Source organism: Sphingopyxis sp. BE235 (assembly GCF_031457175.1).
Classification (GTDB): domain Bacteria; phylum Pseudomonadota; class Alphaproteobacteria; order Sphingomonadales; family Sphingomonadaceae; genus Sphingopyxis.
This window is the reverse complement of record NZ_JAVDWC010000001.1, coordinates 436,783-460,711: the sequence shown is the minus strand read 5'-3', so window position 1 is coordinate 460,711 and position 23,929 is coordinate 436,783. Positions and strand designations below refer to the sequence as shown.

20 protein-coding genes are annotated in these 23,929 nt (G+C 66.5%); 12 read left to right on the top strand and 8 right to left on the bottom strand.

From position 1 onward, the window contains the following. Nucleotides 1-173 precede the first annotated feature (173 nt). The gene (gene smc, locus J2X38_RS02200) at nt 174-3,617 is read left to right on the top strand and encodes a chromosome segregation protein SMC (protein ID WP_310250814.1); all 3,444 of its coding nucleotides are present in this window, start codon (nt 174-176) and stop codon (nt 3,615-3,617) included. Here the strand turns inward: smc and ubiA are convergent, their stop codons facing one another. From ubiA to J2X38_RS02180, 4 genes are all read right to left on the bottom strand, one after another. Next, nucleotides 3,618-4,526 carry a 4-hydroxybenzoate octaprenyltransferase gene (ubiA, locus tag J2X38_RS02195; RefSeq protein WP_310250811.1) on the bottom strand — a complete coding sequence of 303 codons (909 nt, stop codon included), beginning with the start codon at nt 4,524-4,526 and terminating at the stop codon, nt 3,618-3,620. A gap of 66 nt (nt 4,527-4,592) precedes the next feature. Further along, entirely contained in the window at nt 4,593-5,252 is a 660-nt protein-coding gene (locus J2X38_RS02190; RefSeq protein ID WP_058538737.1) for a TadE/TadG family type IV pilus assembly protein, read from the bottom strand. Beyond that, complete coding sequence (locus J2X38_RS02185) at nt 5,252-5,848, bottom strand: TadE/TadG family type IV pilus assembly protein (RefSeq protein WP_058538736.1); 597 nt, start codon at nt 5,846-5,848, stop codon at nt 5,252-5,254. The genes J2X38_RS02190 and J2X38_RS02185 overlap by 1 nt, the downstream gene beginning before the upstream one ends. Beyond that, complete coding sequence (locus tag J2X38_RS02180) at nt 5,845-7,491, bottom strand: TadE/TadG family protein (RefSeq protein ID WP_310250805.1); 1,647 nt, start codon at nt 7,489-7,491, stop codon at nt 5,845-5,847. The genes J2X38_RS02185 and J2X38_RS02180 overlap by 4 nt, the downstream gene beginning before the upstream one ends. A 204-nt stretch (nt 7,492-7,695) precedes the next feature. Between J2X38_RS02180 and J2X38_RS02175 the strand changes: the two genes are divergently transcribed. The 5 genes from J2X38_RS02175 to J2X38_RS02155 all read left to right on the top strand — a co-directional run bounded on the left by J2X38_RS02175 (nt 7,696) and on the right by J2X38_RS02155 (nt 14,990). Beyond that, on the top strand, nt 7,696-8,445 hold the full coding sequence (locus tag J2X38_RS02175; protein ID WP_310250802.1) for a 16S rRNA (uracil(1498)-N(3))-methyltransferase: 750 nt from the start codon (nt 7,696-7,698) through the stop codon (nt 8,443-8,445). Nucleotides 8,446-8,607: 162 nt separating this feature from the next. Next, nucleotides 8,608-10,518, top strand: coding sequence for a proprotein convertase P-domain-containing protein (locus J2X38_RS02170; RefSeq protein WP_310250799.1), 1,911 nt, complete (start codon nt 8,608-8,610; stop codon nt 10,516-10,518). A 107-nt stretch (nt 10,519-10,625) separates the two neighbouring features. Next, entirely contained in the window at nt 10,626-11,999 is a 1,374-nt protein-coding gene (locus J2X38_RS02165) for a glutamate--cysteine ligase (RefSeq protein WP_310250796.1), read from the top strand. Between the two features lie 318 nt (nt 12,000-12,317). Then, nucleotides 12,318-14,579: a TonB-dependent receptor domain-containing protein gene (locus J2X38_RS02160; protein WP_310250794.1), complete on the top strand. Its 2,262-nt coding sequence runs from the start codon at nt 12,318-12,320 to the stop codon at nt 14,577-14,579. Between the two features lie 108 nt (nt 14,580-14,687). Beyond that, nucleotides 14,688-14,990, top strand: coding sequence for a hypothetical protein (locus J2X38_RS02155; protein WP_310250792.1), 303 nt, complete (start codon nt 14,688-14,690; stop codon nt 14,988-14,990). A gap of 12 nt (nt 14,991-15,002) precedes the next feature. On the opposite strand, the gene J2X38_RS02150 is transcribed toward J2X38_RS02155, so the two are convergent. Next, nucleotides 15,003-16,409, bottom strand: a complete 1,407-nt coding sequence (locus tag J2X38_RS02150) for an isoprenylcysteine carboxylmethyltransferase family protein (RefSeq protein WP_310250789.1) — start codon at nt 16,407-16,409, stop codon at nt 15,003-15,005. A gap of 231 nt (nt 16,410-16,640) precedes the next feature. Here J2X38_RS02150 and J2X38_RS02145 point away from each other — a divergent pair, with 231 nt between their 5' ends. Both J2X38_RS02145 and J2X38_RS02140 read left to right on the top strand, forming a co-directional pair. Next, a complete protein-coding gene (locus J2X38_RS02145; protein WP_310250786.1) occupies nt 16,641-17,852 on the top strand; it encodes a M23 family metallopeptidase in 1,212 nt (403 codons plus the stop codon). Next, complete coding sequence (locus J2X38_RS02140; RefSeq protein WP_058538728.1) at nt 17,782-18,234, top strand: polymer-forming cytoskeletal protein; 453 nt, start codon at nt 17,782-17,784, stop codon at nt 18,232-18,234. The genes J2X38_RS02145 and J2X38_RS02140 overlap by 71 nt, the downstream gene beginning before the upstream one ends. A 33-nt stretch (nt 18,235-18,267) precedes the next feature. Here the strand turns inward: J2X38_RS02140 and J2X38_RS02135 are convergent, their stop codons facing one another. The 3 genes from J2X38_RS02135 to J2X38_RS02125 all read right to left on the bottom strand — a co-directional run bounded on the left by J2X38_RS02135 (nt 18,268) and on the right by J2X38_RS02125 (nt 21,889). After that, on the bottom strand, nt 18,268-20,025 hold the full coding sequence (locus tag J2X38_RS02135) for a GGDEF domain-containing protein (protein ID WP_310250783.1): 1,758 nt from the start codon (nt 20,023-20,025) through the stop codon (nt 18,268-18,270). Between the two features lie 62 nt (nt 20,026-20,087). Then, nucleotides 20,088-20,381: a DUF1905 domain-containing protein gene (locus J2X38_RS02130; protein WP_058538726.1), complete on the bottom strand. Its 294-nt coding sequence runs from the start codon at nt 20,379-20,381 to the stop codon at nt 20,088-20,090. Next, nucleotides 20,381-21,889, bottom strand: a complete 1,509-nt coding sequence (locus J2X38_RS02125; protein ID WP_310250779.1) for a YifB family Mg chelatase-like AAA ATPase — start codon at nt 21,887-21,889, stop codon at nt 20,381-20,383. The genes J2X38_RS02130 and J2X38_RS02125 overlap by 1 nt, the downstream gene beginning before the upstream one ends. 162 nt (nt 21,890-22,051) lie before the next feature. Here J2X38_RS02125 and J2X38_RS02120 point away from each other — a divergent pair, with 162 nt between their 5' ends. The 4 genes from J2X38_RS02120 to J2X38_RS02105 all read left to right on the top strand — a co-directional run bounded on the left by J2X38_RS02120 (nt 22,052) and on the right by J2X38_RS02105 (nt 23,908). Next, nucleotides 22,052-22,741, top strand: a complete 690-nt coding sequence (locus tag J2X38_RS02120; protein ID WP_082639623.1) for a TetR/AcrR family transcriptional regulator — start codon at nt 22,052-22,054, stop codon at nt 22,739-22,741. Between the two features lie 73 nt (nt 22,742-22,814). Then, complete coding sequence (locus J2X38_RS02115; protein ID WP_137893864.1) at nt 22,815-23,249, top strand: VOC family protein; 435 nt, start codon at nt 22,815-22,817, stop codon at nt 23,247-23,249. Between the two features lie 27 nt (nt 23,250-23,276). Next, nucleotides 23,277-23,693, top strand: coding sequence for a DoxX family protein (locus J2X38_RS02110; RefSeq protein WP_310250773.1), 417 nt, complete (start codon nt 23,277-23,279; stop codon nt 23,691-23,693). Next, the gene (locus tag J2X38_RS02105) at nt 23,690-23,908 is read left to right on the top strand and encodes a DUF4287 domain-containing protein (protein WP_310250770.1); all 219 of its coding nucleotides are present in this window, start codon (nt 23,690-23,692) and stop codon (nt 23,906-23,908) included. The genes J2X38_RS02110 and J2X38_RS02105 overlap by 4 nt, the downstream gene beginning before the upstream one ends. The last annotated feature ends 21 nt before the right edge of the window (nt 23,909-23,929 follow it).

Sequence of the window (23,929 nt, the reverse complement as noted above, 5' to 3'; positions counted from 1 at the left end):
GTAGCCCCTCCGTCAGCCCTTCGGGCTGCCACCTCCCCATCGCTACGCGACAGGGAGGATCGTTTAGCCGGCCCTTGCGCCTCATCGCCCCGCGCGGCATGACGGCCTGCAGGGGGATATGTGACACCAAGGTTGCACCAGCTCCGATTCGATGACCTGCACGGGGCCGCCCCGTGCAGATAAAGCGGCTGCGCCTCACCGGTTTCAAAAGCTTCGTCGAACCCACTGAACTCCGTATCGAACCCGGGCTGACCGGCGTCGTCGGCCCCAATGGCTGCGGCAAATCGAACCTGCTCGAAGCGATCCGCTGGGTGATGGGCGAATCCAGCCCTAAGTCGATGCGCGGCGGCGGGATGGAGGATGTGATCTTCGCCGGCACCTCGACGCGCCCGGCGCGCGATTTCGCCGAGGTGGCGCTTCATTGCGATACCGAAGGGGCGCTCGTTGCGGGTCTGTCCGATTCGAGCGACGGCGACGATCTCGAAGTCATCCGCCGCATCGAGCGCGGCGCGGGCAGCGCCTATCGCGCCAACGGCCGCGACGTGCGCGCGAAGGACGTCGCGCTGATCTTCGCCGACGCCGCGACCGGCGCGCATAGCCCCGCGCTCGTCAGCCAGGGCAAGATCGCCAACGTCATCGCGGCGAAGCCGACCGACCGCCGCGCGATGCTCGAGGAAGCCGCGGGCATCGCGGGGCTGCACGTCCGCCGCAAGGACGCCGAGCAGAAACTGCGCGCGACCGAAACCAACCTCACGCGCCTCTCCGAGATCGTCGCCGATATGGAGGTACGCGCCAACGCGCTACGCCGGCAGGCGCGCGCGGCGGAGAAATACAAGAAGCTCAGCGACGACATCCGCATCGCCGAGGGGCGGCTGATCTATGCCCGCTGGCGCGATGCCGCGGCCGCTGCCGATCAGGCGCGCCGCGATGCCGACGCCGCCGAGGCGGCGGTCAAGACCGCGCAAGACGAACTCGAAACCATCTCCAAGGCGCAGACCGAGGTCGCTACGCATGTCGCGGCGGCGCGGAGCGACGCGCAGGCGCAGCGCGGCGCGCTCGCCGAGGCGACCGCAACGCAGGTGCGCTTGCACGGCGAGGAGCGCGCCGCGCTCCAGCGGCTCGACGATCTGGCGACGCAGCAACGCCGCATCGCCGACGACCGCGCGCACGAAGGCGAACTGGCGCGCGAAGCCCATGCGGCGCTCACGGCGCTCGACGCCGAAACCAGAACGCTGGCGCAGGAGATCGCCGGGCACGACGCAGGCAAGGCTGCCCTTGCCGACGCCAGCCTCGCCGCACAGGCACGGCTGCGTGACGCCGAGGTCGCGCTCGCGCAGGCGCGCGCCAAGGCGGCGAGCGAGGCCGCCGACCGGCGCATCGCGGTGTCGGCCCGCGACAGCGCCGAAGCTGCCGTACGCCGCATCGCGGGAGACAAGGCGCGCGTCGACGCCGAGGTCGCGGCGCTCGGCGACAGCGCCGCGCTCGCCGCAACGCTCGCCGACAGCAAGAAGGGGGCCGAAGCCGCCGAGGCCGCGATCGCGACCGCCGAAAATGCGCTGCACGAAGCCGAGGCCGATCGCGAGGCGACGGCCACCGACCTTGCGGGCATCGAGGCGGGGCTCGCCGAAGCGCGCGCCGCGCTCGCCGCGCTCGAAGGCGAGGCATCGACGCTCGAACGCGCGCTCGCCGCGGCGCGCAGCGATGCCGACCGCATTCTCGACCAGCTCCGCGTCGCGCCGGGCTATGAAGCCGCGCTCGCCGCCGCGCTCGGCGACGATCTCGACGCGGGAACCGACAAGGATGCGGCGCGCAGCTGGGGCGGCGCCGAGGCCGCAAAAAGCGACCCCTCCCTCCCCGCCGGCACCAAGCCACTCGCCGAATATGTACAGGCGCCTGCCGCCCTCGCGCGCCGTCTCGCGCAGGTCGCGGTCGTTGAGGGGGACGGCGGCCAGCCGCTCGCGGTCGGCCAGCGCCTCGTCACCGTCGATGGCGTAATGCGCCGCTGGGACGGTTTCGTTACGCGCGGCGACGGCGCGACCGCGACCGAGCGGCTGCAACGCCAGAACCGCCTCGACGAACTCACCGCGCAGCGCCCGCAGGTCGAGCTCGGCGTGCAGGGCCTGCGCGACCGGCGCGATGCCGCCGCCGCAAAGGCGTCCGAGCTCACCGCCGCCGCGGTCGCGGCGCGCAAGGCGCTCGCACAGGCCGACGAAGCGCGCCGGGCCGCATTGCGCGCCGCCGACCAGGCGCAGGGTGCGATCGACCGACACCGCGACGCCGCGGCGCTGTTCGACCGCCGCCTCGCCGAAATCGCCGAGGCGGCAAAAGACGCCGCCGAACAGCTCGCGGTGCAGGAAAGCGCGCTCGCCGCGCTGCCCGACGACAGCATCGCGCGCGCGGCGCTCGAGGCCGAGGAGCATGCGGCGGACCGCGCACGCACCGATGCCAATGCCGCACGCGATGCGCTGGCGGCGCACGAACGCACGCTTGCCAGTCTGAGCGAACGTCAAGCGGTCGTCAGCGCCGAGATCAAGAGCTGGAAGGCGCGCGCGGGCGAGGCCGCACGGCGCGTGACCGAAATGGACAAGCGCGCCGATGCATTGGCGGCCGAAGCGGCGAAACTCGCCGACGCCCCGGCAAAGCTTGCTGAGCAGCGCGCCGCCGCCGAAGCACAGCAGGCCGATCTGCGCGAAAAAGTCGCCGCCGCCGAAGCGCAGGAACGCGCCGCCGAAGCCGCGCTGCGCGAGGCAGAAACCGCGCTGAATGCCATCCGCGAGCGCGTCGCCGGCGCGCGCGAAACGCGTGCCGGCGCGATCGCGCGCTCCGAAAATGCCGAACTCCGCCGCATCGAGATGGGCCGCCTTTCGGGCGAGCGTTTCGAATGCCCCCCGCCGCTGCTGCCGCAAAAGGCCGGCTTCGAATCGGGCAGCGTCGGCGACGCCAACGCCGAATCGGCACAGCACGACCGGCTCGTTTCCGACCGCGAGCGGCTCGGCCCGGTGAACCTCGTCGCCGCCGACGAACTCGCCGAACTCGACACCGAGCGCGAGAAGAACGCCGCCGAGATCGAGGAGCTGACGCAGGCGGTCCATCGTCTGCGCGGCTCGATCGGCAATCTCAATCGCGAGGGCCGGGTGCGGCTGCTCGCGGCGTTCGAGGCGGTGAACCAGCATTTCCAGCGGCTGTTCACGATGCTGTTCAACGGCGGGCAGGCGCATCTCGAGCTCGTCGATTCGGACGATCCGCTCGAAGCCGGGCTCGAAATCATGGCGCAGCCGCCGGGCAAACGGCTCGGCACGCTCACCTTGCTCTCGGGCGGCGAACAGGCGCTGACCGCCGTGGCGCTGATCTTCGGCCTGTTCCTCACCAATCCCGCGCCGATCTGCGTCCTCGACGAGGTCGATGCGCCATTGGACGACGCGAATATCGAGCGTTTCTGCGACCTGCTCGACCGCATGGCGCGCGAGACGAACACGCGCTACCTGATCGTCACGCACAATGCGGTGACGATGGCGCGCATGCACCGGTTGTTCGGGGTGACGATGATCGAGCGCGGCGTCTCGCGCCTCGTGTCGGTCGACCTCGGCGGCGCCGAGGAGTTGCTCGCGGCGGAGTAACTAGGGCGCCATGCCCACGACGAGCATCGCCGCGAACACCAGCAGTCCCGCGAACCGATTGCTCCGGAACTTCGCCAGCGCATCCTCGCCATTCGCCGGGTCGAGCGTGACCACCTGCCCCGTCAGATGCACCGCTGCGGGCAGCAGCGCGATCAGCACCAGCGGATCGGGCCGCACCGCCCACAGCGCGCCGCCCCAGCAGGCGAGCGCAAGCGCGTAGCACATCGCGACCCCGCCCTTCACATGGCGGCCCATCGCGCGCGCGCTCGACTTCACCCCGATCAGCATATCGTCCTCAATATCCTGCAGCGCATAGATGGTGTCATAGCCGATCACCCACGCGATACAGCCGGCGTAAAGCAACGGGAGGGCAGCGCCCTCCGCCCCGCCGACCGCGACCCACGCGACGAGCGCGCCCCAGCTGAACACGAGGCCCAGCCACGCCTGCGGCCACCAGGTGATGCGTTTCATGAAGGGATAGCCCGCGACGAGGATCAGACTGCCGAGCGCGACGATCTGTGCCGGGCGCGGCAACTGGAGCAACACAAGCAGGCCGACGAGCGACAAGAACAATGTCCACAGCAGCGCATTGCGCACCGACACCGCCCCGCTCGCGACCGGACGCGACGCGGTCCGCGCCACTTTCGCGTCGAGGTCACGGTCGACGATATCGTTATAGACGCAGCCCGCCCCGCGCATCGCGATCGCCCCGACCAGCATCCACAGGAACAAGGGCCAGTGACTGACCGCGCCGCCGCCGAGCGCAAGCCCCCACGCGCACGGCCAATAGAGCAGCCACCAGCCGATCGGCCGGTCGAACCGCGCGAGCAGCGCATAGGGCCGTGCTGCGGAGGGCAGCAGGGCGACGAAACCGCGAAGCTGGCTATCGGGAGGATGGGTGGCAGTCATCGATGCGCGGGCGATAGCAGGCGCGGCGCGCGCGATAAATGGCTGATTGAGCGAAGCCGGTCGCGGTCAGGTGCAGGTCGACGCCACGCCGGGTCCAAAGACCCCGCCAGTGAGATTGCGCGCCTCGCGGATATTGAAGGCGGCGGTCGTCGTGATCGTCCGGGCACCCAGCCATTTGCCATAAAGCAGGGGCTGATACTTATAGGTCACTTCGACGAACATCACGGCGGTCCCCGGCGCGGCCGTTACTTCCTCGCCCTCCGGCCCCATGCCTGCGAAGTCGTCGCCATCCTCGCCCGTCCCTTCCGGACCAAATTCCGAATCGATGTCCAGATCGCCATAACAGCGCTGCCAGTGTATCCACTGACCATTATCGGTGTTGCGCTCGAGGCTGGAGAGGATGAGGCGACCATTTTTCTTGAATTCCAGCCCCCCCGCCTGCTTCTCGATGCCTGCGAACACGTCGTTGATATCGACTTCGCGGACTTGCGGCAGCGCCAGGTTGCTTCCCGCCGCGATGCGTGAGGCATTGTCGGCAACGCTCAGCCCGATCTGGCTGATGCGCGTATTGACGAGCGTCAGATTCGCAATTTCGAGGCCGCCGAAACCGATCAGCGCCAGCAGCGGGATGGCAAAGGCCATTTCGATGATGACCGCGGCCCGGGCGTTGCGCGCGAGCTGCCGGATTGCAATCCGCGCGCGGCGGACGATGTGACGGCGGGCCATCACAGGCACTCGTCCGGCGGCGCATCGCTACCGCTGGCGAACGGCTGATTGCGTAGTACCGTAGAATAGGAAAGCGTCGTTGATTGCGGCTGACCCAGCATTTTCCATACCGGCAGGACACGGTCGAATGTCATCGACACTGTATAGAGAACCACGTCGTCGGCGCCGCCGTTGCCCTCGATGCCGCGATCGGCGTCCCATCGGCCATTGTTGTTGAAGTCGTCGAAACATTCGCCCGCGTCATAGCTGCCGCTGTCGTTGTCGTCGGTATAACGTTCCTCGACGCCAACCTGATCGAAACGGTCATATGCCTTGCGGGTGAAGGTCACCGTCGCATTGTGGAATATGTTCAGAACCTGTGCCTCGATACGATCGTCGAGCGCGGACTGATTGAGCGCGTAGGCCTGTAGCGTGGAGTCGCGGCCGGCCTCGCTCACCGCACCTTGCAGCACCTGCTGGGCGTACATTTGCCAGCAAAAGTCGAATATTCCCAACAGGACGAGAAGGAAGACCGGCGCGGTCAGCGCGAATTCGACCAGGGCCGCCCCGCGCTCGTTCCGGCGCAGACGGCGAAGCAAGGCGGCGCGGCGCGTCACTGCGCCAACCTCAATTTCGACATCTGCCGCGCGATCGACTGGAAATTCCTGTCCAATTCCTCGGTATTGCTCGACGCGAGCGCCTGACCCGAAGAGGCGCATCGGCCGAGATTCCGATTCGACTCGCTCTCTTCCTCCTCTACGGAAAGGCCGAAGGACACCACCCAGACGGTGATGCCCCGATCGCGCGCGGCCCGGCAAAGCTGCAGGAACCGGTTGGTGTGCCGCGCATCCGAATCCGCCTTGCTGGTCGAACCGACCCGTACCATCGACCGTTCCAGCCCCTGGTGCGTGTACTGGGTGTTCGACGTGTCGATAAGGCCGTCGGTCATGAAAAGAATGTGCCGGTCGATCGGCTCGCCGTCGTCGGTGGCATCATTTTCGTCGGCGAACAGCCCGGTCGGCGAAATCAGCCGCGCCCCCCACGCCATGCCGACGTCGTGATAGGTGCCGCCGCCCGTAAGCAGGCCGTCGATATAATCGTCGAACGTCTCCTGGTCCGCGCTCGTCATCACGGTCAATTTCATCGCCGGATTGGGACAGGCGACATTGCTGACCCTCGAAAAGTTCGTCGATGACTGGAACGGCGCAACCTGCCGGCGATCGTGGACGAAAGCGGGAAGGAGCAGTTGCCATTGGGTGTCTGCGTTGGCGTTGGGCACCATGTCGATATTCATGTCGAAGGCGTCGGCCGGCGCCGTCTCCTCAGGACCGAAAGCCGTGGTCTTCCGCTCCACTATGCAGCCGCCCCAACGGGTGGACACATTCGCGCCTTCGCTTCCCGTTGCGAACCTCAATATGGTGCCATTGGAGCCGATCGTGGGCGATCCGACAGTGAAGGTCCGATCCTCATAATGATAGAGGTTCTTCGTCACCATGCTGCAGACCCATCGCGGGTTCCTGTTCGACCCCTCGTTTCGGCATTCCTCTTCCTGGCCCGACCCCCACCGCCGTGAGGGCACCGTCACGGTTTGCGACAGCCACGCGGTGTTTTCGTCGCGAAGGATTTTTCCGACATTGACCGTGGTGCTATAGGGTACGACGCCGAAACGGAGCTGGCCGTCGCCGATGTCCGCGCTGGTCAGGGTGGTGAAGAAAGACTTCGCCGCCGCTTTCAGCCCGGTTATCTTGTTCTGGTCATCGCCATCGTTCGTCTGCTCCATCGATCCGGTCACGTCGAGCACGAGCATCACATCGATGTTGGAGATTTCGAGCCTTGCCGTGCAGGCGGCGGAAAGGTTGAACTGGCCCTTGCCAAAAATATACATGAGCGCGGTGGGGAGGGTCGCGCTCGCGGTGCCGGTGACGTCGGCCGTGCCGTCGGCCTCCGACGAGAAGCTGATGGCCGTGGCGCCATAACGGCCGGTCGGGAAGTTGAAGTTGAACATCTTGTCCGCTTCGGCTTCCTCGTCCACGCCATAGGCCCCGGCCCCCATCGCGCGGCGCCCGGCGAGGACGCCCGCGTCGCACGCCTGCTGCAGGCGCAGCTGCGTCATATAGGCGCGGCCGATGTCGACCGCCGAACCGACGATACCGATCACGGGCACGATCGCCGCCGCGGTCAGCATGAACGCGTTGCCGCGCTGGTCGCGCAAAAGCTTTGTGGCGCCGAGCCGCAGCCGGCTGAACACGGTCCCTCGCATGGCCTAACCCCTCTTCGCCCCGCGACGCCCCCCACTAGATTTGGGCCGCTGGTATTCTCGCACCTAGGGGAAGACTGCTTACCAAAATGCTAATCGGGGGCGGGTCGACCGGCCCGGATCGGCGGTTCTGACCCGGATCGGGACAAGGCCCATCGCCTCACGGCAAAGGATGCACAAAATATCGCCTTCTGTTATCGGCCCCATATGCCCGCGACTCCTGCCTGGCCCCCCGCCAGCACACCCCGCCTGTTTGTCGATTTGCCGTTGGGGCCCGATGCCGCCCCCATGATCGACGGCCCCGCCGCGCATTATCTGCTCCATGTGATGCGGATGAAGGCGGGCGACCCGATCCTGCTGTTCGACAATATCAGCGGTGAATGGCTCGCAGTCGTCGCCGACGCCGCGAAACGGTCGCTGACGCTGCGCATCGAGCGGCAGATCAGCGAAATCGAGCAGGTTCCCGACCTCTGGCTGTGCTTCGCGCCGGTCAAGAAGGCGCGGCTCGACTGGATCATCGAAAAGGCGACCGAGCTCGGCGTCAGCCGCCTGCAGCCGGTCATCACCGAACGCACGATCGTCGAACGCGTCAAAAGCGAGCGGCTCGAGGCACAGATCGTCGAAGCGTGCGAGCAATGCGGACGCACGGCGCTTCCGACGCTCGCCGAGCCCGTCAAACTGCCCCAGCTCTTGAAGGACTGGCCGGCCGGGCGCACGCTGCTGTTCGCCGACGAAGCCGGCGGCGCGCCGCTCGCCAGCATCGACGCCCCCGCACCGGCGGCGATCCTCACCGGCCCCGAAGGCGGCTTTACGGAGCGCGAGCGCGAGCTTCTGACCGGCAATCCCGCCGTCCGCCGCATCGCGCTCGGCCCCCGCATCCTGCGCGCCGAAACCGCAGCGATCGCCGCCGTCGGCATCTGGATGGCGCAAAATGGCGATTGGTCAGCGGGCGCCTGAATTCCCGCTTTTGTCCCGTTGCCGCACAGAAATGCGGCCAAGTTACCGATTTTAACCCGATATTAGCTATGCCCGGGCCATAGCGGCGCCATGCAACGGCGGGACCAGAGCCGATACCGCTGGCGTGGGGGCCAGTGTTTGCAGTCTGTGCGAGTATGTCTCATGCTCGTTTGGCTGGCGGTGACGCTTGCCAGCAATCCCGCCGCCGCACAGACGACCACCAGCTACAGCAACACTGCGACCGGCACGATCAGCGAAACCGCGACGACGTGCGCCAGTCCGATGGTGCGAAATTTCACCGTCGCCGCCAATGCGCAGGTCACCGATGTGAATATCGGCGTCCAGTTCACCCACAGCTATCGCGGCGATGTCCGCGCGACTCTGGTTTCGCCATCCGGCACTATCGTCAATCTGATCACCAATGTCGGCACCTCCGCCGACAATCTGAACGTCATGTTCGACGATAGCGCGGCAGCGAGCATCACGACGCACTCCACCAACGACACCACGGCGGCAGCGCCGCCCTATCAGCGCAGCTTCCGTCCCGAGGGCTCGCTCGCGAGCTTCAATGGCCAGGGCTCGGCGGGGACGTGGCAACTCACGATCTGCGACTCGCTCAATGGCGACAGCGGCAACTTCACGCGCACCGACCTGACGCTCACGACGGTGCCGATCGCGCCGTCCGCCGACCTGTCGCTGACCAAGTCGGTGAGCAACGCGTCGCCCGCGGCGGGTGCCAGCATCAACTATATATTGAGCGTGACCAACGCGAGCGGCTCGGCGCTGACCGCGACCGGCGTCACCGTGCAGGACATGCTGCCCGCGGGCTTCGCCTTCACCAGCGCCTCGGGTTTCGGCAGTTACAACAGCACGACCGGCGTGTGGACGGTCGGCAATATCCCGCCCGGAACGACGCGGACGGTGACGATCACCGGCACCGTCACCGCCACCGCGGGCGCGAGCGTGACCAATATCGCCGAGGTCAGCGCGTCGTCGGCCTTCGACTTCGATTCGACCCCCGGCAACGGCGCGGCGGGCGAGGATGACTATGATTCGGCGAGCTTCACCGTGTCGGGCACGCGCACCGCGGGAACACCGCCGACGCTCGTCTGCCCCGTCGGCACGACGATGCACGACTGGGACGGCGTCACCTGGACCGCGGGCACGACGAGCGGCAGCTATGCCCTGACCGCGATCGGCACGATGAACTTCAATATCGGCATCAGCGGCGGCGCGTTCCTGAACAATGCGACCTATGGCGGCCAGTCGCCGACGCGCCAGAATGTCGTCACCGGCGGCCTCTCCCCGGCGCAATTTTCGATCTTCGAGATCGCGGATTTCACCAGCCAGGCCGGCACCATCACCTCGACGATCACGCTGCCGACCGCGGTGCCCGGCGTGCAATTTCGCGTGTTCGATATCGATTACGCGGCGGGACAATTCGCCGACCGTTTGACCGTGACGGGCAGCTTCAACGGATCGCCGGTGATGCCAACCCTGACCAACGGGGTCAGCAATTATGTCATCGGCAACAGCGCTTATGGCGACGCCACCTCGGCCGACGCCAGCGCGAACGGCAACGTCGTCGTCACCTTTGCCGCACCAGTCGACACGATCACCATCACCTATGGCAGCCACGGCCTCGCCCCCGCCGACCCCGGACAACAGGGCGCCGCGATCCATGATATCACCTTCTGCCGCCCGACCGCGAACCTGACGATCGCCAAGACCAGCAGCATCATCAGCGACCCCTCGAACGGGACGACCGATCCAAAGGCGATCCCCGGCGCAACGATGCGCTATTGCATCCTCGTCACCAACAATGGCAGCGGCACCGCGACGGGCATCGCCATCGCCGATCCGCTGCCCGCGAATACGACCTTCACCCCCGGTTCGCTCCGCAGCGGCACAAGCTGCGCGGGTGCGACAACGGTCGAGGACGACAATGCGAGCGGCGCCGACGAAAGCGATCCGTTCGGGGCATCGATCGGCGGCAATATTGTCGCCGCGACCACGCCGACACTGGCACCCGGCAACGCCTTGGCCGTCGCCTTCGACGTGACGATCAATTGATCGGCATGGCACCGGGATCGCGCTTCACGATCGACCTTCGCGCCGCGGTGAAATAGCAGGCGGCAACAGCCGATTGCTTTCTGTACCGAACCGTATAATGGCGCGATATGAGCACGCGCACCGCCTCGGACAGCAACGATCCCATCGTCGAAAGCCGCGATCAGCTCGCGGTCCCCATGATCAAGGGCGAAAAGCCCAAGGACCGCTGGCGCATCGGCACCGAGCATGAGAAATTCGTCTATCGCACCGCCGACCATCGCGCGCCGTCCTACGACGAGCCCGGCGGCATCCACGACCTGTTGATGGCGCTCACGCGCTTCGGCTGGGAACCGGTGATCGAGGGCGGCAAGGTGATCGCGCTCGCGGGCAGCGACGGCACCGTCAGCCTCGAGCCCGCGGGTCAATTGGAACTCTCGGGCGCGCCGCTCGAAAATCTCCACCAGACCTGCGCCGAAACCGGCCGCCATTTGAAACAGGTGAAGGAAGTCGGCGCCGAACTCGGCCTCGGTTTCCTCGGGGTCGGCATGTGGCCCGACAAGACGCGCGCCGAGCTGCCGATCATGCCCAAGGGGCGCTACAAGATCATGCTCGACCATATGCCGCGCGTCGGCAGCATGGGGCTCGACATGATGCTGCGCACCTGCACCGTTCAGACCAACCTCGATTATCAAAGCGAGGCCGACATGGTGCAGAAGTTCCGCGTGTCACTCGCGCTGCAGCCGCTCGCGACCGCGCTCTTCGCCTCCTCGCCCTTTACCGAGGGCAAGCCCAACGGCTTCATGTCGTACCGCAGCCATATCTGGACCGACACCGACCCCGCGCGCACCGGCATGCTGCCCTTCGTGTTCGAAGACGGCTTCGGCTACGAACGTTATGTCGACTATATGCTCGACGTGCCGATGTATTTCGTCTTCCGCGACGGCAAATATATCGACGCCGCGGGGCAGAGCTTCCGCGACTTCCTGAAGGGCGAGCTGCCCGCATTGCCCGGCGAAAAGCCGCGCCTCTCCGACTGGAACGACCATCTCTCGACCGCCTTCCCCGAAGTGCGGCTCAAAAGCTTCCTCGAAATGCGCGGCGCCGACGGCGGCCCGTGGAACCGCATCTGCGCGCTTCCCGCGCTGTGGGTCGGCCTGCTCTACGACCAGGGCGCGCTCGACGCGGCGTGGGATCTCGTCAAGGGCTGGAGCATCGAGGAGCAGCAGACGCTCCGCGACGCCGTCCCGCGCGACGGCCTTTGCGCCCCCGCCCCCGGCGGCGGCACCGTGGGCGAACTCGCGCACCGCGTCCTCGACATCGCGGCGGCGGGGCTCGCCGCGCGCGGCGAGGTCAATTCGATGGGCGATAACGAGGTCGGCTTCCTCGAACCCCTCCGCCGCATCGCCAAGAACGGCAAATCCCCGGCGCACGACCTGCTCGACCGTTACGAAGGCCCATGGGGCGGCGATCTTTCGAAAATCTACGACGAGCTCAGCTTTTAACCCACCGACGCATGCGACGGGTGTCCTCCCTCTCGTCATCCCGGACTTGATCCGGGATCCACGGCAGCGCTGAAGTCATGGGCCCCGGATCAAGTCTAACGAGCCACGTGTCTCGTTAGAGGGTGACGATGATGGTTGGCGTCGTTCGCGGCCGACGGCAGCCGACCGACCCGCCCCCAAAGTGCAGCAAATGCGCAACACTGCTGACATGAAAGTCAGCGGCGCACGCTTCCGCGATTGATTGCGCGCGTGCGGAAAGCCAAAGAGCCGTTGGTTTTTCCACTCTCCCATCGTCAACTCTGTTTCAGGAAGCTCGCCATGCGCCACTTTCCTTCCACTATTGCTATAAGCATAGCCCTCGCCACTGCCGCCTGGGCCGCCCCCGCCGCCGCGCAGGATGCCGCCCCCGTCGCCGAAGACAGCGGCCTCGGCGACATCGTCGTCACCGCGCAGCGCCGCGAGGAAAGCCTGCAGGACGTGCCCGTCGCCGTCTCGGTGCTGTCGGGCAATACGCTCGACGCGATCACCTCGACCGGTTCGGACGTCCGCGTGCTCGCGGGCCGCGTCCCCAGCCTGAACATCGAAAGCTCGTTCGGCCGCACCTTCCCGCGTTTCTATATCCGCGGCCTCGGCAACACCGATTTCGACCTCAACGCATCGCAGCCGGTGAGCGTCGTCTATGACGACGTCGTGCTCGAAAACCCGATCCTCAAGGGCTTCCCGATCTTCGACCTCGACCGCGTCGAAGTGCTGCGCGGGCCGCAGGGCACGCTGTTCGGCCGCAACACCCCCGCGGGCATCGTCAAGTTCGACACCGTCAAGCCCGGCAAGACCGGTGGCTATGCGCGCGCCAGCTATGGCCGCTACGGCACGACGCAGGTCGAGGTCGCGGCGGGTGCCGCCGACGACAATGGCTTCTCGGTCCGCCTGTCGACGCTTTTCCAGCACCGCGACAATTGGGTCGACAACATCGCGACCACGAAAAAGAACGATCTCGGCGGCTATGACGACATCGCCGCGCGCCTCCAGCTTCAATATGAAAACGGCCCCTTCACCGGCCGCGTCACCGGACAGGTCCGCATTTATGACGGCTCGGCGATCATCTTCCGCGCCAACACGCAGCTTCCGGGCAGCAACAAGCTCGTCGGCCTCGGCGGCGCGGGCACCGAATTCAAGCGCGACGAAGTCTATCAGGACGGGCTCAATTTCCAGAAGCTCAACACCTATAACGCCGGGTTGAACCTCGAATATGACTTTGGGCCAGTCACCGCTTACTCGATCACCTCCTATTGGAACGGCAATTTCCGCAGCCGTGGCGACATCGACGGCGGCTTCGGCGCGGTGTTCCTGCCCGTGTCGGGTCCGGGGCTGATCCCGTTCCAGGCGCAGAGCCAGGACAATGTGCCGAGCCTCGACCAGTTCACGCAGGAAATCCGCATCGCGTCGAACAACAGCGGCGGGCTCGGCTATCAGTTCGGCGCCTTCTATTTCGACGAAAAGCTCGACATTTCGAGCTTCGAGTTCGGCGGGCCGACCGACGCGACCCCCTCGGCGATCGCCATCCAGCGCCAGGACAGCGAGGCCTATGGCATCTTCGGCTCGGTCAATTACGCGTTCGACAATGGCTTCAAGCTGCAGGCCGGCGCGCGCTACAACCATGACACGCGCGACTTTGTCGCGTCGCGCCCGGTCGAAACGCGCCCGCCCTTCGTCGTCAGCCCTAACACGCCGGTCCCGCCGCAGGCGGCAAAGGTCAAGGGCAAGCTGCTGACGTGGGATGCCAGCGCGACCTATGAAGCGTCGGACGCGCTCACCCTCTACGCCCGCGTCGCGCGCGGCTATCGCGCGCCGTCGGTGCAGGGCCGCCTGACCTTCTCGCGCGTCATTTCGACCGCCGATCAGGAAGAGACGATGTCGTATGAAGCGGGGATCAAGACCAACTTCCTCGACAACCGCGTCCGCTTCAACCTGACCGGCTATTATTTCGACACCAAGGATCTTCAGCTGACCGCGGTCGGCGGCACGTCGAACGTCGCGAGCCTGCTCAACGTCGACGCCAAGGGCCATGGTATCGAGGCCGAACTGCAGGCGGCACCGGCCAAGGGCCTGACCTTCTCGATCGGCGGCGCGTGGAACGTGGCGAAGATCGACGATGCCAACGCCTTCGTCGCGGGCTGCGGCTCGGCGACGCCGTGCACCGTGCTCGACCCGGCGCGTCCGGGCAGCCCCGGCATCTTCTCGATCGACGGCAACCAGCTGCCGCAGTCGCCGAAGTGGACGCTCAACTGGACCGCGGGTTATGAAATCCCCGTCGGCGACGGCGCCATCTATGCCTTCACCGACTGGTATTACCGCTCGAAGGTGCAGTTCTTCCTCTATCGCTCGGTCGAATTCTCCGACGACAAGCTGCTCGAGGGCGGCGTTCGCGTCGGCTACAAAACCGACCGCTTCGACATCGCGGGTTTTGTGCGCAACGTCACCAACGATGAATCGCCGACCGGCGGCATCGATTTCAACAATTTGACCAGCTACGTCAACGAACCCCGCATCTATGGCATCGAAGCGGGCTTCAAATTCTAAAAGCCGTCGATCCGCGCGGGGCTTCGCTCCGCGCGGATCGGGCTTCGCTTCCAATTACTTCCATGTTATCATCGCCCTGCAACGATATGGGAGTCGATGATGCGACGTTTGACCACCAGCCTGATCGCGCTTGGCCTGTTTTCCACCGCCGCGGCGGCGCAGGGCATCGATATCAACTCGGCCGCCGCTATCGGCGCCAACGCCATGGGCGAACAGGTCCGGGCATTTCCGGCAGGCCGCGACAACAGCCCCAAGGCCGTCCTCGCGCGGCTCAATCAGCTCTGCACAAGCGAGCGGTCTTCCGACAAGCAACGCTGCGAAAAAGCGTGGCGTGCGATCAATGAGGCGCATGCCGAACTGCAAGCGCGCCGTGCAGCCGAGGCCGCTGCAAGCCATGGCGTTACAAACTAGCGCGAACGAAAGCTAGGCGACCGGTCCGACGCGCGCGTCGGGCTCGAGCCGGATCAGCGGGCGCGTGCGGCCGGTCATCCGGGCGAACAGGCGCGGCACCAGCGCATGCTCCTGCGCCCAGTTCCAATAGGCGACATAGGCGGGATCGGCGAGGAGATGCTTCTCCTCGGTCTTGGCGCGCCAGTAATAGACGCCGCTGACCAGCCCGAGCAGCACGACGTTGCGCGCGCCTTCGACCCAGCCGCCCGCGGTGACGAGGAAGGGCAGCGAGCCGATCCACCAGGTCATATTCTTCGAAATATAGGCCGGATGGCGCGTGAACATGTACGGCCCATGCGTGATGATGCCGCGGTGCGTCAGGTTCGAAAAGCGGATCCCGAACGCCATCGTCGCCCAGCTGTAGATCGCGGTCAGCAACACCAGCACGATGCCCCAGACGATTAGCAGATTTTCGTGCCCCGCGAGCCAATAGCCCCAGTCGGAGCCGTACATCTGATAATCGAGCGGCCCGCCGTTCATCAGGATAAAGGGCGGATAACAGACGAGCGCCGCGACCCACGCCATGCCATAGGGGTTGGCGGTGCGGATATGCGCGTCGAGCGGCTTCAGGGTCAGGATATAGCCGACCGTCGCGATATGGACGTCGATCAAATAGAGGAAATTGATCGTCCAGATCCCGGTCTTGTACGGATTGGCCAGGATTTCGCTCAGCGGCACCGTGACCAGCGCCGAAAAATTGCCCGGCACGATCGACAGCATGAAGGCGGTGAAAAAGCCCTTCACCGCCCACGCGCGCAGATGATGGCCGATGGCCTTGCCGTCGACCGGCTGGCCGGGCGCAATCAGCCAGCGGCCGAAGGCGTAGCAACCGTCGCGCGGTTCGACCATGCGGCGGTCGAGCCACAGCATATAGGGCACCGAAACGAGCAGCAGCCACGGCGCGACGGTTTCGAGCAGGTTCATCGAAAAGGCGTAATTGCCCTCCCAATAATAGCGCATCGTCGCATAGATCAGCGCGATCAGCCCCCAGGTCGCCCACATTCCGGCGAGCTTGGTCAGGCTGATGTCGAGCGTCTCGCGCCACGGACGGCGCTGCGCCCAGTCGATCCCGGTCGACGGATTGCGGTGAACCTTGTCGACGAAGATCGACCACAGCACCATCGGTCCGCCACAGGCAAGCACGCTCGCGATCGCCGAATTGGGCCCGTTCATCGCCCCGCGGGTTCCCCAGTCGATACCGAGGAAGGCCGCAATGTCGGGCGCGAAACGCGCGATCAACAAATAACTCACCAGACCGGCGAGCCCGACGATGCCCACCCCGGCGCTGACGGCCGAACGCGGCCGGACGCCCGTCGGCGCGATCGGAGCGCTTGCCGATTCGTGGGCGTCGGATGATGCAGATTTCGCCATGATATTCACCCGCTTAGCGTTACCCGAAAATGGTAAGCAAGCCGTCAATCGCATTTTCCGATTCGCGGGCGTTTTCCTGCCAAAATGGCGGCGTTCCGACCGTTTGACACCGTTCACCGCGCGAAAATTTCGACTCGGCCCGAGTCGCCCTCCAAAGATTCGCACCTGTGCAACCGGCCTGATACAGCGCGCATCAATCGGGGCGGAGGGCTCCAATAAAACACAAGATGGGGTCGCCACTTGTCATCGAAAACAACGGGTCTGCGCGATTTGCGCCAGCGTTTTTCTGCGCTGTTTCAGGACCATGAAATCTTCGTCCGCACGCACGGACATGTCCGTTTCGTGCGCGTCAGCGCCATTTGGCAAAAGCGCGTCGCGCTGATCGCCGGCATCGTGCTGCTCGCATGGGCCGGCGCGACGCTGGCCGTGCTCGTCAACCAGCTCCTGAGCTCGGGTGAGCGCGCCGCGGTCGCGCAGCAGCAGGCTGCCGCCGCCGCCTCCGAAGCGCGAATCGCCAAATATCGCAACAATGTCGCCGAAACCGCCGCCGACCTCGAAGACCGGCAGGAACAGCTCGAGGAATGGTCGAAGGTCCACTTCGGCGTCGAGCCCGCGGCCGTGACGCCCGAAGCCCATGCCGCGGGCGCCGCGCCGGCGGCCGAACAGGCGCCCCTTAAAACCAGCGCGCTGATCGACCCGAACCTGCCCCCCGAAGCACAGATCCTCGCCCGCCTCGAGGCGCGCCAGGAAGATTTCGCGACGCGCCTGCTGACCGCCGTCAACGAACGCGCCGCGAAGGCCGAAGGCGCCGTCGCCAAGCTCGGCATGAACCCCGCAGCGCTCGTTCGCAACGCCGCGGCCGGCCGCGGTGGTCCCTTCATCCCCTATCGCGGCGGCAAGGGCCGCGCGAGTTCGCTCGGCAAGTCGTTCGCCGCGCTCGAAAGCGCGCTGTTCCGCATGGAAGTGCTCGAACGCACGCTCGTTGCCCTCCCCTCGGGCAAGCCCGCCAATGTGCTGATGCTCTCATCGAGCTACGGTTATCGCAGCGATCCCTTCACCGGCGCCGGTGCGATGCACTCGGGGCTCGATTTCCCCGGTCCGATGGGCTCGCCGATCCTCGCCGCCGCCCCCGGCCGCGTCGTCTATGTCGGGCAGAAGTCGGGTTACGGCAATGTCGTCGAGGTCGATCACGGTCAGGGCATCCTGACCCGCTACGCTCACTTGTCGGGCTTTACCTCGACCGTCGGCGCGCAGGTTGCCGCGGGGCAACAGATCGCCAAAATGGGCTCGACCGGCCGTTCGACCGGCAGCCACCTGCATTTCGAAGTCCGTTTGAATGGCGTCGCGGTCAACCCGCGCCGCTTCCTGGAGGCCAAAGCCGATGTTCTCGAAGTCAAAGACGACGCCCGACAGCGAGTCGGTTCCGTCGCTGCCGCCCGTGGTGCCCGCTAAGATGGCGACCGGCGCGCGTCACACGACCTTTTCGATCCTCGGATCGGACGTCGTCGTCACCGGCAATGTGGCCGCCAGCGTCGACCTGCACGTCGACGGCAAGATCGAGGGCGACCTGAAATGCGCCAACCTCGTCCAGGGCGAGGCGAGCGAGATCAAGGGTTCGGTGGTTGCCGAAACCGCGAAGATCGCGGGCCTGCTCGACGGCGCGATCGAAGCGAAGACGCTGATCGTCCACGCGACCGCGCGGATCACAGGCGACGTGGTCTATGAAAACATCACGATCGAAAATGGCGGCAAGGTCGAAGGCAAGCTGAGCCACCGCCGCCACGGTGCCGCCGCGGCGAAAGCCCCGCCGCCGCTCGAGGTCGTCTCCAACTAAACCGATTCCGATGGGGCCGCGTCCGCGCAGCCTTCAATTCGTTCTCGCAACCTCGCGGGCGGACGCGCGTCCCGGCATGTCATAGTGCCGCTGGACGACCACCTTGTTACGCCCGCCGCGCTTCGCATCATAAAGCGCCTCGTCGGCGAGCCGGTATAATTGCTGGAAATCGCACGCCGGCCGCACCTCGGCGACGCCGACGCTGGCGGTGACCAGCCGCTCGCCGACCGTCTCGCTGTGGTCGCACGCGGCGATCCCGCGCCGGATGCTTTCGGCGAAGCGGCCGAGGATGATCCCTTCCATCCCGATCGTCAGCAACCCGAACTCCTCGCCGCCGAGCCGCGCGACAGTACACATCGGCCCCTCCCAGCGCCCGATCCGCCGTGCGATACCGCACAGCACCACGTCGCCCGCATCATGCCCATAGATATCGTTGATCGACTTGAAACGGTCGATGTCGACGAGCAGCAGCGCCGCGGGCAGATTGTCCGCACGCGCGCGTTCGAGCAACGGCGTGACGCTTTCGACAAAACCGCGGCGGTTGGGCAGGCCGGTCAGCGGGTCGCGCCGCGCGAGTTGCTGCGCCTGCGCTGCGGCGCTGCGCGCATGGTCGCGTTCGATGCGCAGATGGCCGAGCCGCCGCGTCGCCGCCGCCGCCAGCCAAAGCGCCTGCCAGGTCGCGGCAACCAGCACGAGCAGCTTCGATCCGCCGCCCCAGAAACCGTCCTCGACATCGACGACATGGATGGCGGCCAGCACCGCCATCGGCAGTCCCCACGCCGCGAGGAAATCGCGCGCTTCGACCGATCCGCGCCGCCATGCCCAGCCAAGATAGACGGTCACCGCCGCCAGATCGGCAAGGACGACCAGCCCCAGCGCGTCGCCCAAGAGCCCCAGGCTGCTGCCGCGTATCAGCGCCAACGGGATGCCGGCGAGCCCGACGCCGAGCCCAAGGATGAGCGTGCCGGCGCGAAGCCACTTCGGCACCCGTCCGCGGTCGACCGCCGTCGCCGCGCTGACCGTCGCGAGCGCGATGGCAAGGCAGGAAAGGAAGGTGCAGATTTGCGTCGTCACCGTCCCGGCCAATCCGGGCACGAGCGCAAGGTGGATCTGCGACCAGAGCGCGCCCCACAGCAGCATCGTGCCCGACCATGCCGCCTGCCACGCCAGATATTGGCGGCGCACCGCAAAGGCGAGCGACAGGCTGTAGATACAGCTGATGAGCAGCAGCGTGAGCGCCGCACCGATCGCGGCCGCCATGCCCGCCGACTGCATCGCCGCCTCGGCTTTCGGGATGAGCCGCGCGTGGATGAACTGGTGGCCGGACAGGCGATCGAAGCGCATTGTCACCGCGGTCAACGCCGCGCCGCCATCGGGCGCTTCGAACAGGATCTGCCCGCCGGTGCGCCAATGCGATCCATAATCGCCTGCCCGCAACTGCTGCCAGCGCGTCGTGCCGTCGGCGTAGGAAAAGGCGACGGCGAGTCGGTCGAAACGCGACTGATGGACCATCAGGGTGACATCGCCGCGCCGGGCGCCCGGCCCCTCAAGCGGCGCGCGCAGCCAGAGGCTGCCCTGCTGATAATCCGCGGGCGATCCGCTGCACGAAAAGCGAAGCGTGGGCAGGCTGCTATCGCGCGCCGCGACACCGGTCTGCGCATGGCAAAGGTCGCGATCGACGTCGAGCGTCCCCGCCGCTGCCGGTGCTGCCCACATCGCGAGCACGAGGACGGCAAAGCCAAGCCCCAGCCGGCCGCACAGGTGCGCCAGAAGATGTGCCGCCGCGATCATCCCTACCCCATCGCATCAATATGTTCGGAAATGTTTACCACCATCGGGAGGGTCGCGCGAATCTAAGGCCGGCCGACGCGCATCCGGACCGCGATCCGATCGCCGAGGCCCACGGCTTCGGACCGCTGGACCGCGACCTTGATCGGCAGCAGATAGGTGCCGTCGCGCGGGAAAAGCGACGTAGCGAACGCCGTCTCCCCCACGGTCGCGACCACGGGCACGACACCCCAGCCATAGCTCTCTGTCATCGCGGCGTAGCGGACGGCACCGACATGTTCGCCCGGAACCGGCGCGAAAAGAAAGGGCGCCGGCCCGCGCCATTCGATGATCTCCGCCTCGAAGACGATCTCCTCCATCAGTTCCTCGGTGCCTGCCGTCGATAGCTGAGCGCTTCGGCGATATGGATGCGCCCAACAGCGTCGCTGCCCGCCAGATCGGCGATCGTCCGCGCGACGCGCAATATCCGCGTATAGCCGCGCGCCGACAGCCGCATCGCTTCGGCCGCCTGCGCCAGCAGTTTGCGCCCCGCTTCGTCGGGGGTCGCGACCGCTTCGAGCAGCTCGCCGTCGATCTCCGCATTGGTCCGCGCCTTGTGCGTCGCATAACGTGCGGTCTGCGCGGCCCGCGCTGCCGCGACGCGCGCCGCGACCTCGGCGCTGCCCTCGGCGGGCGGCGGCAGGACGAGGTCGGCGGCGCTCACCGCCTGCACCTCGACATGCAGGTCGATGCGGTCGAGCAGCGGCCCCGACAGCTTCGCCTGATAATCGGCGGCGCAGCGCGGCGCGCGGCTGCACGCGAGCGCGGGGTCGCCCAGATGGCCGCAGCGGCATGGGTTCATCGCCGCGACGAGCTGCACACGCGCCGGGAAGGTGACATGCGCATTGGCGCGCGCGACGCTGACCTCGCCCGTTTCGAGCGGCTGGCGCAGCGAATCGAGCACGCCGCGCTGGAATTCGGGCAATTCGTCGAGGAACAGCACGCCCAGATGCGCAAGGCTGACCTCGCCCGGCCGCACGCGCAGCCCGCCGCCGACGAGCGCGGGCATCGATGCCGAATGATGCGGGCTGCGAAACGGGCGCGCGCGGATCAGGCGTCCGCCCTCGAGGTTCCCGGCGACCGACGCGATCATCGACACTTCGAGCGCCTCGGCGGGGGTGAGATCGGGCAGGATGCCCGGCATGCATGCCGCCATCAGCGATTTGCCGGCGCCGGGCGGACCCGACATCATCAGATTGTGCGCGCCGGCGGCGGCGATTTCGAGTGCGCGTTTGGCGGTCTCCTGACCCTTCACCTGGCGGAGGTCGGCGGAGCGCACCGGCATCTCGACCTCGCCCGGCAGCGGCGGCGCGAGCAGCGCATGGCCCCTGAAATGGTTGAGGAGCGACAGGAGGTCGGGCGCGCCGATCACTTCGACATTGCCCGCCCACGCCGCCTCGGGCCCCTGCGCCGCCGGGCAGATCAGCCCGAGCCCGGCGCTGCCCGCGTGGATCGCGGCGAGCAGCACGCCGGGCGACGCCGCAACGCGCCCGTCGAGCCCGAGTTCGCCGACGACCACGTAGGAGGCGAGCGTCTCGGCATCGATCACCCCCATCGCGCCGAGCAGCGCGAGCGCGATCGGCAGGTCGTAGTGCGAGCCTTCTTTCGGCAGGTCGGCGGGTGACAGGTTGACGGTGATGACCTTGGGCGGAAGCGACAGGCCGATCGCGGCGATCGCGGCGCGGACGCGCTCGCGGCTTTCGCCGACCGCCTTGTCGGGCAGGCCGACGACGACGAAGCGCGGGACGCCAGGGGTGATCTGGCACTGCACCTCGACCCCGCGCGCGTCGATGCCGAGATAGGCAGTGGTTGAAACGACTGCGACCATATTCCCCCCGGAACAGCACCGATGTGCCCCCTTTGTTCCGATGCCCTGTTTAGGCGAAGTGGCGGGAAGGTCGAGTCTTTTCGCAACTTTCCAATCATCGCGCACATCGCCGATGTTTATGCCGGTTTGACAACATACCAACTAGTTGGTATGTCGATTCGCATGACGACGAATCACCCGCCCTCGATCCCCGCAGCCGCCGCCCGCGATGTCCCCCCGGCGGGCGGCGGCACCCCTGCGGTCCGCGCGCCGCGCGGCAGCGCGCGCGCCAAGCTGATCGCCGCGGCGCATGCCACGGTGCGCAAGCAGGGCTATGCGGCGACGACGGTCGACCAGATCTGCGCGGCGGCGGGGGTGACCAAGGGTGCCTTCTTCCATCACTTCGCGTCGAAGGAAGAGCTGGCGGTCGCCGCGGCCGAGGGCTGGACCGAGCGCGCGCGGCCGATGTTCGAGCTGGCACCGCATGTCAGCCTCGAGGACCCGCTCGACCGGCTGCTCGGCCATATCGATTTCCGCCTGTCGATGCTCGACGGACCCACCGAAGATTATACCTGCTTCGTCGGCACGATGGTGCAGGAAGCCTATGCGACGAACGACCGCATCCGCGCCGCTTGCGAGGCAAGCATCAACGCCTATTGCCAGGCACTCGCGCCCGACATCCAGGCGGCGATGGACGTTTATAACGTGCCCGAGGATATCACCGCGATCGGCCTGGCCCAGCATGTCCAGTCGGTGCTGCAGGGCGCCTTCGTCCTGGCGAAAACGACGAACGATCCGGCGATTGCGCGCGGCACCGTCACCCATTTGAAGCGTTATGTCCGGATGCTGTTCGGCGCCGGCGGCACGCCATGATGCGACAGGTAATTGCCGCCGCGCACCGCGCACGCTGACTTCAACAATCACCACCCCCCAAAGGAGAGAGTAAATGCCCCAGATGATTTTCGTGAACCTGCCGGTCACCGACCTCGACAAGTCGAAAGCCTTTTACGAAGCGATCGGCGCGGCGAACAACCCCGCCTTCACCGACGAAACCGCCGCGTGCATGGTCGTCGAAGAGGGTTCGATCCACGTCATGCTGCTGACCCACGCGAAATGGGCGGACTTCACGACCAAGACGATCCCCGACGCGCGCACCCATGCGCAGGTCCTGCTCTGCCTTTCGGCCGACAGCCGCGACGCGGTCGACGGACAGGTCGACAAGGCGGTCAAGGCGGGCGGCAAGGCCGACCCGACCCCGACGCAGGATTTCGGCTTCATGTACGGCCGCAGCTACGAAGATCCCGACGGCCATATCTGGGAAGTGATGTGGATGGACCCGACCGCGATCCCCGCCGGCGAGCCCGCCGAAGCATCGGCCTGACATAAAGCATAAGGGAGGAGGAAGAGGATGACCGATACGACCCCCGCCAAGGGCCAGTTGATCGCCGGCCGCGTTTTGAGCGGCCTTGTGATCCTCTTCCTGCTCTTCGACGCCGGGCTCAAGCTGGTGTCGCCCGAGACCGCGATCAAATATAGCCCGCCCGATCTAGGATGGCCGCTTGAGGTCGGCACCATGTATCTGCTCGGCACGCTGCTGCTGATCCCGACGCTCCTGTATATCTGGCCGCGCACCGCGATCCTCGGTGCGATCCTGATCACCGGCTATCTCGGCGGCGCGATCGGCACGCATGTGCGCATCGACAGCCCGCTGTTCAGCCACAGCCTGTTCGGCGTCTATCTTGGCCTGATGCTGTGGGGCGGCCTGTGGCTGCGCGATCCGCGCCTCCGCGCGCTGATCCCGCTCAGCGCAGGAGCGAGCGCATGAGCTTTCAGGCCTATATCGACAATGTCGAAACCAAGACCGGAAAATCGGCCGGCGCGCTGAAGGCCATCGCGATCGACAAAGGCCTCGCCGACGAAAACGGCCTCGCCCCGGGGATCAAGGCCGGTGCGATCATCGACTGGCTGAAGGCTGATTACGACCTCGGTCACGGCCATGCGATGTCGATCGTCGCCTGGATCAAAGGCAAACGCTCCTAGCCTCCGTCTTTAGAATAAGAG

Coding starts and splice junctions, on each gene's coding strand:
- J2X38_RS02135 (WP_310250783.1), bottom strand. CDS start 20,025: ATGATCGCGGCGGCACATCTTCTGGCGCACCTGTGCGGCCGGCTGGGG.
- J2X38_RS02115 (WP_137893864.1), top strand. CDS start 22,815: ATGCCCCAGATGATTTTCGTGAACCTGCCGGTCACCGACCTCGACAAG.
- J2X38_RS02125 (WP_310250779.1), bottom strand. CDS start 21,889: ATGGTCGCAGTCGTTTCAACCACTGCCTATCTCGGCATCGACGCGCGC.
- J2X38_RS02190 (WP_058538737.1), bottom strand. CDS start 5,252: ATGGCCCGCCGTCACATCGTCCGCCGCGCGCGGATTGCAATCCGGCAG.
- J2X38_RS02105 (WP_310250770.1), top strand. CDS start 23,690: ATGAGCTTTCAGGCCTATATCGACAATGTCGAAACCAAGACCGGAAAA.
- J2X38_RS02140 (WP_058538728.1), top strand. CDS start 17,782: ATGTTCTCGAAGTCAAAGACGACGCCCGACAGCGAGTCGGTTCCGTCG.
- J2X38_RS02130 (WP_058538726.1), bottom strand. CDS start 20,381: ATGGAGGAGATCGTCTTCGAGGCGGAGATCATCGAATGGCGCGGGCCG.
- ubiA (WP_310250811.1), bottom strand. CDS start 4,526: ATGACTGCCACCCATCCTCCCGATAGCCAGCTTCGCGGTTTCGTCGCC.
- J2X38_RS02110 (WP_310250773.1), top strand. CDS start 23,277: ATGACCGATACGACCCCCGCCAAGGGCCAGTTGATCGCCGGCCGCGTT.
- J2X38_RS02160 (WP_310250794.1), top strand. CDS start 12,318: ATGCGCCACTTTCCTTCCACTATTGCTATAAGCATAGCCCTCGCCACT.
- J2X38_RS02170 (WP_310250799.1), top strand. CDS start 8,608: ATGCTCGTTTGGCTGGCGGTGACGCTTGCCAGCAATCCCGCCGCCGCA.
- J2X38_RS02180 (WP_310250805.1), bottom strand. CDS start 7,491: ATGCGAGGGACCGTGTTCAGCCGGCTGCGGCTCGGCGCCACAAAGCTT.
- J2X38_RS02175 (WP_310250802.1), top strand. CDS start 7,696: ATGCCCGCGACTCCTGCCTGGCCCCCCGCCAGCACACCCCGCCTGTTT.
- J2X38_RS02165 (WP_310250796.1), top strand. CDS start 10,626: ATGAGCACGCGCACCGCCTCGGACAGCAACGATCCCATCGTCGAAAGC.
- J2X38_RS02120 (WP_082639623.1), top strand. CDS start 22,052: ATGACGACGAATCACCCGCCCTCGATCCCCGCAGCCGCCGCCCGCGAT.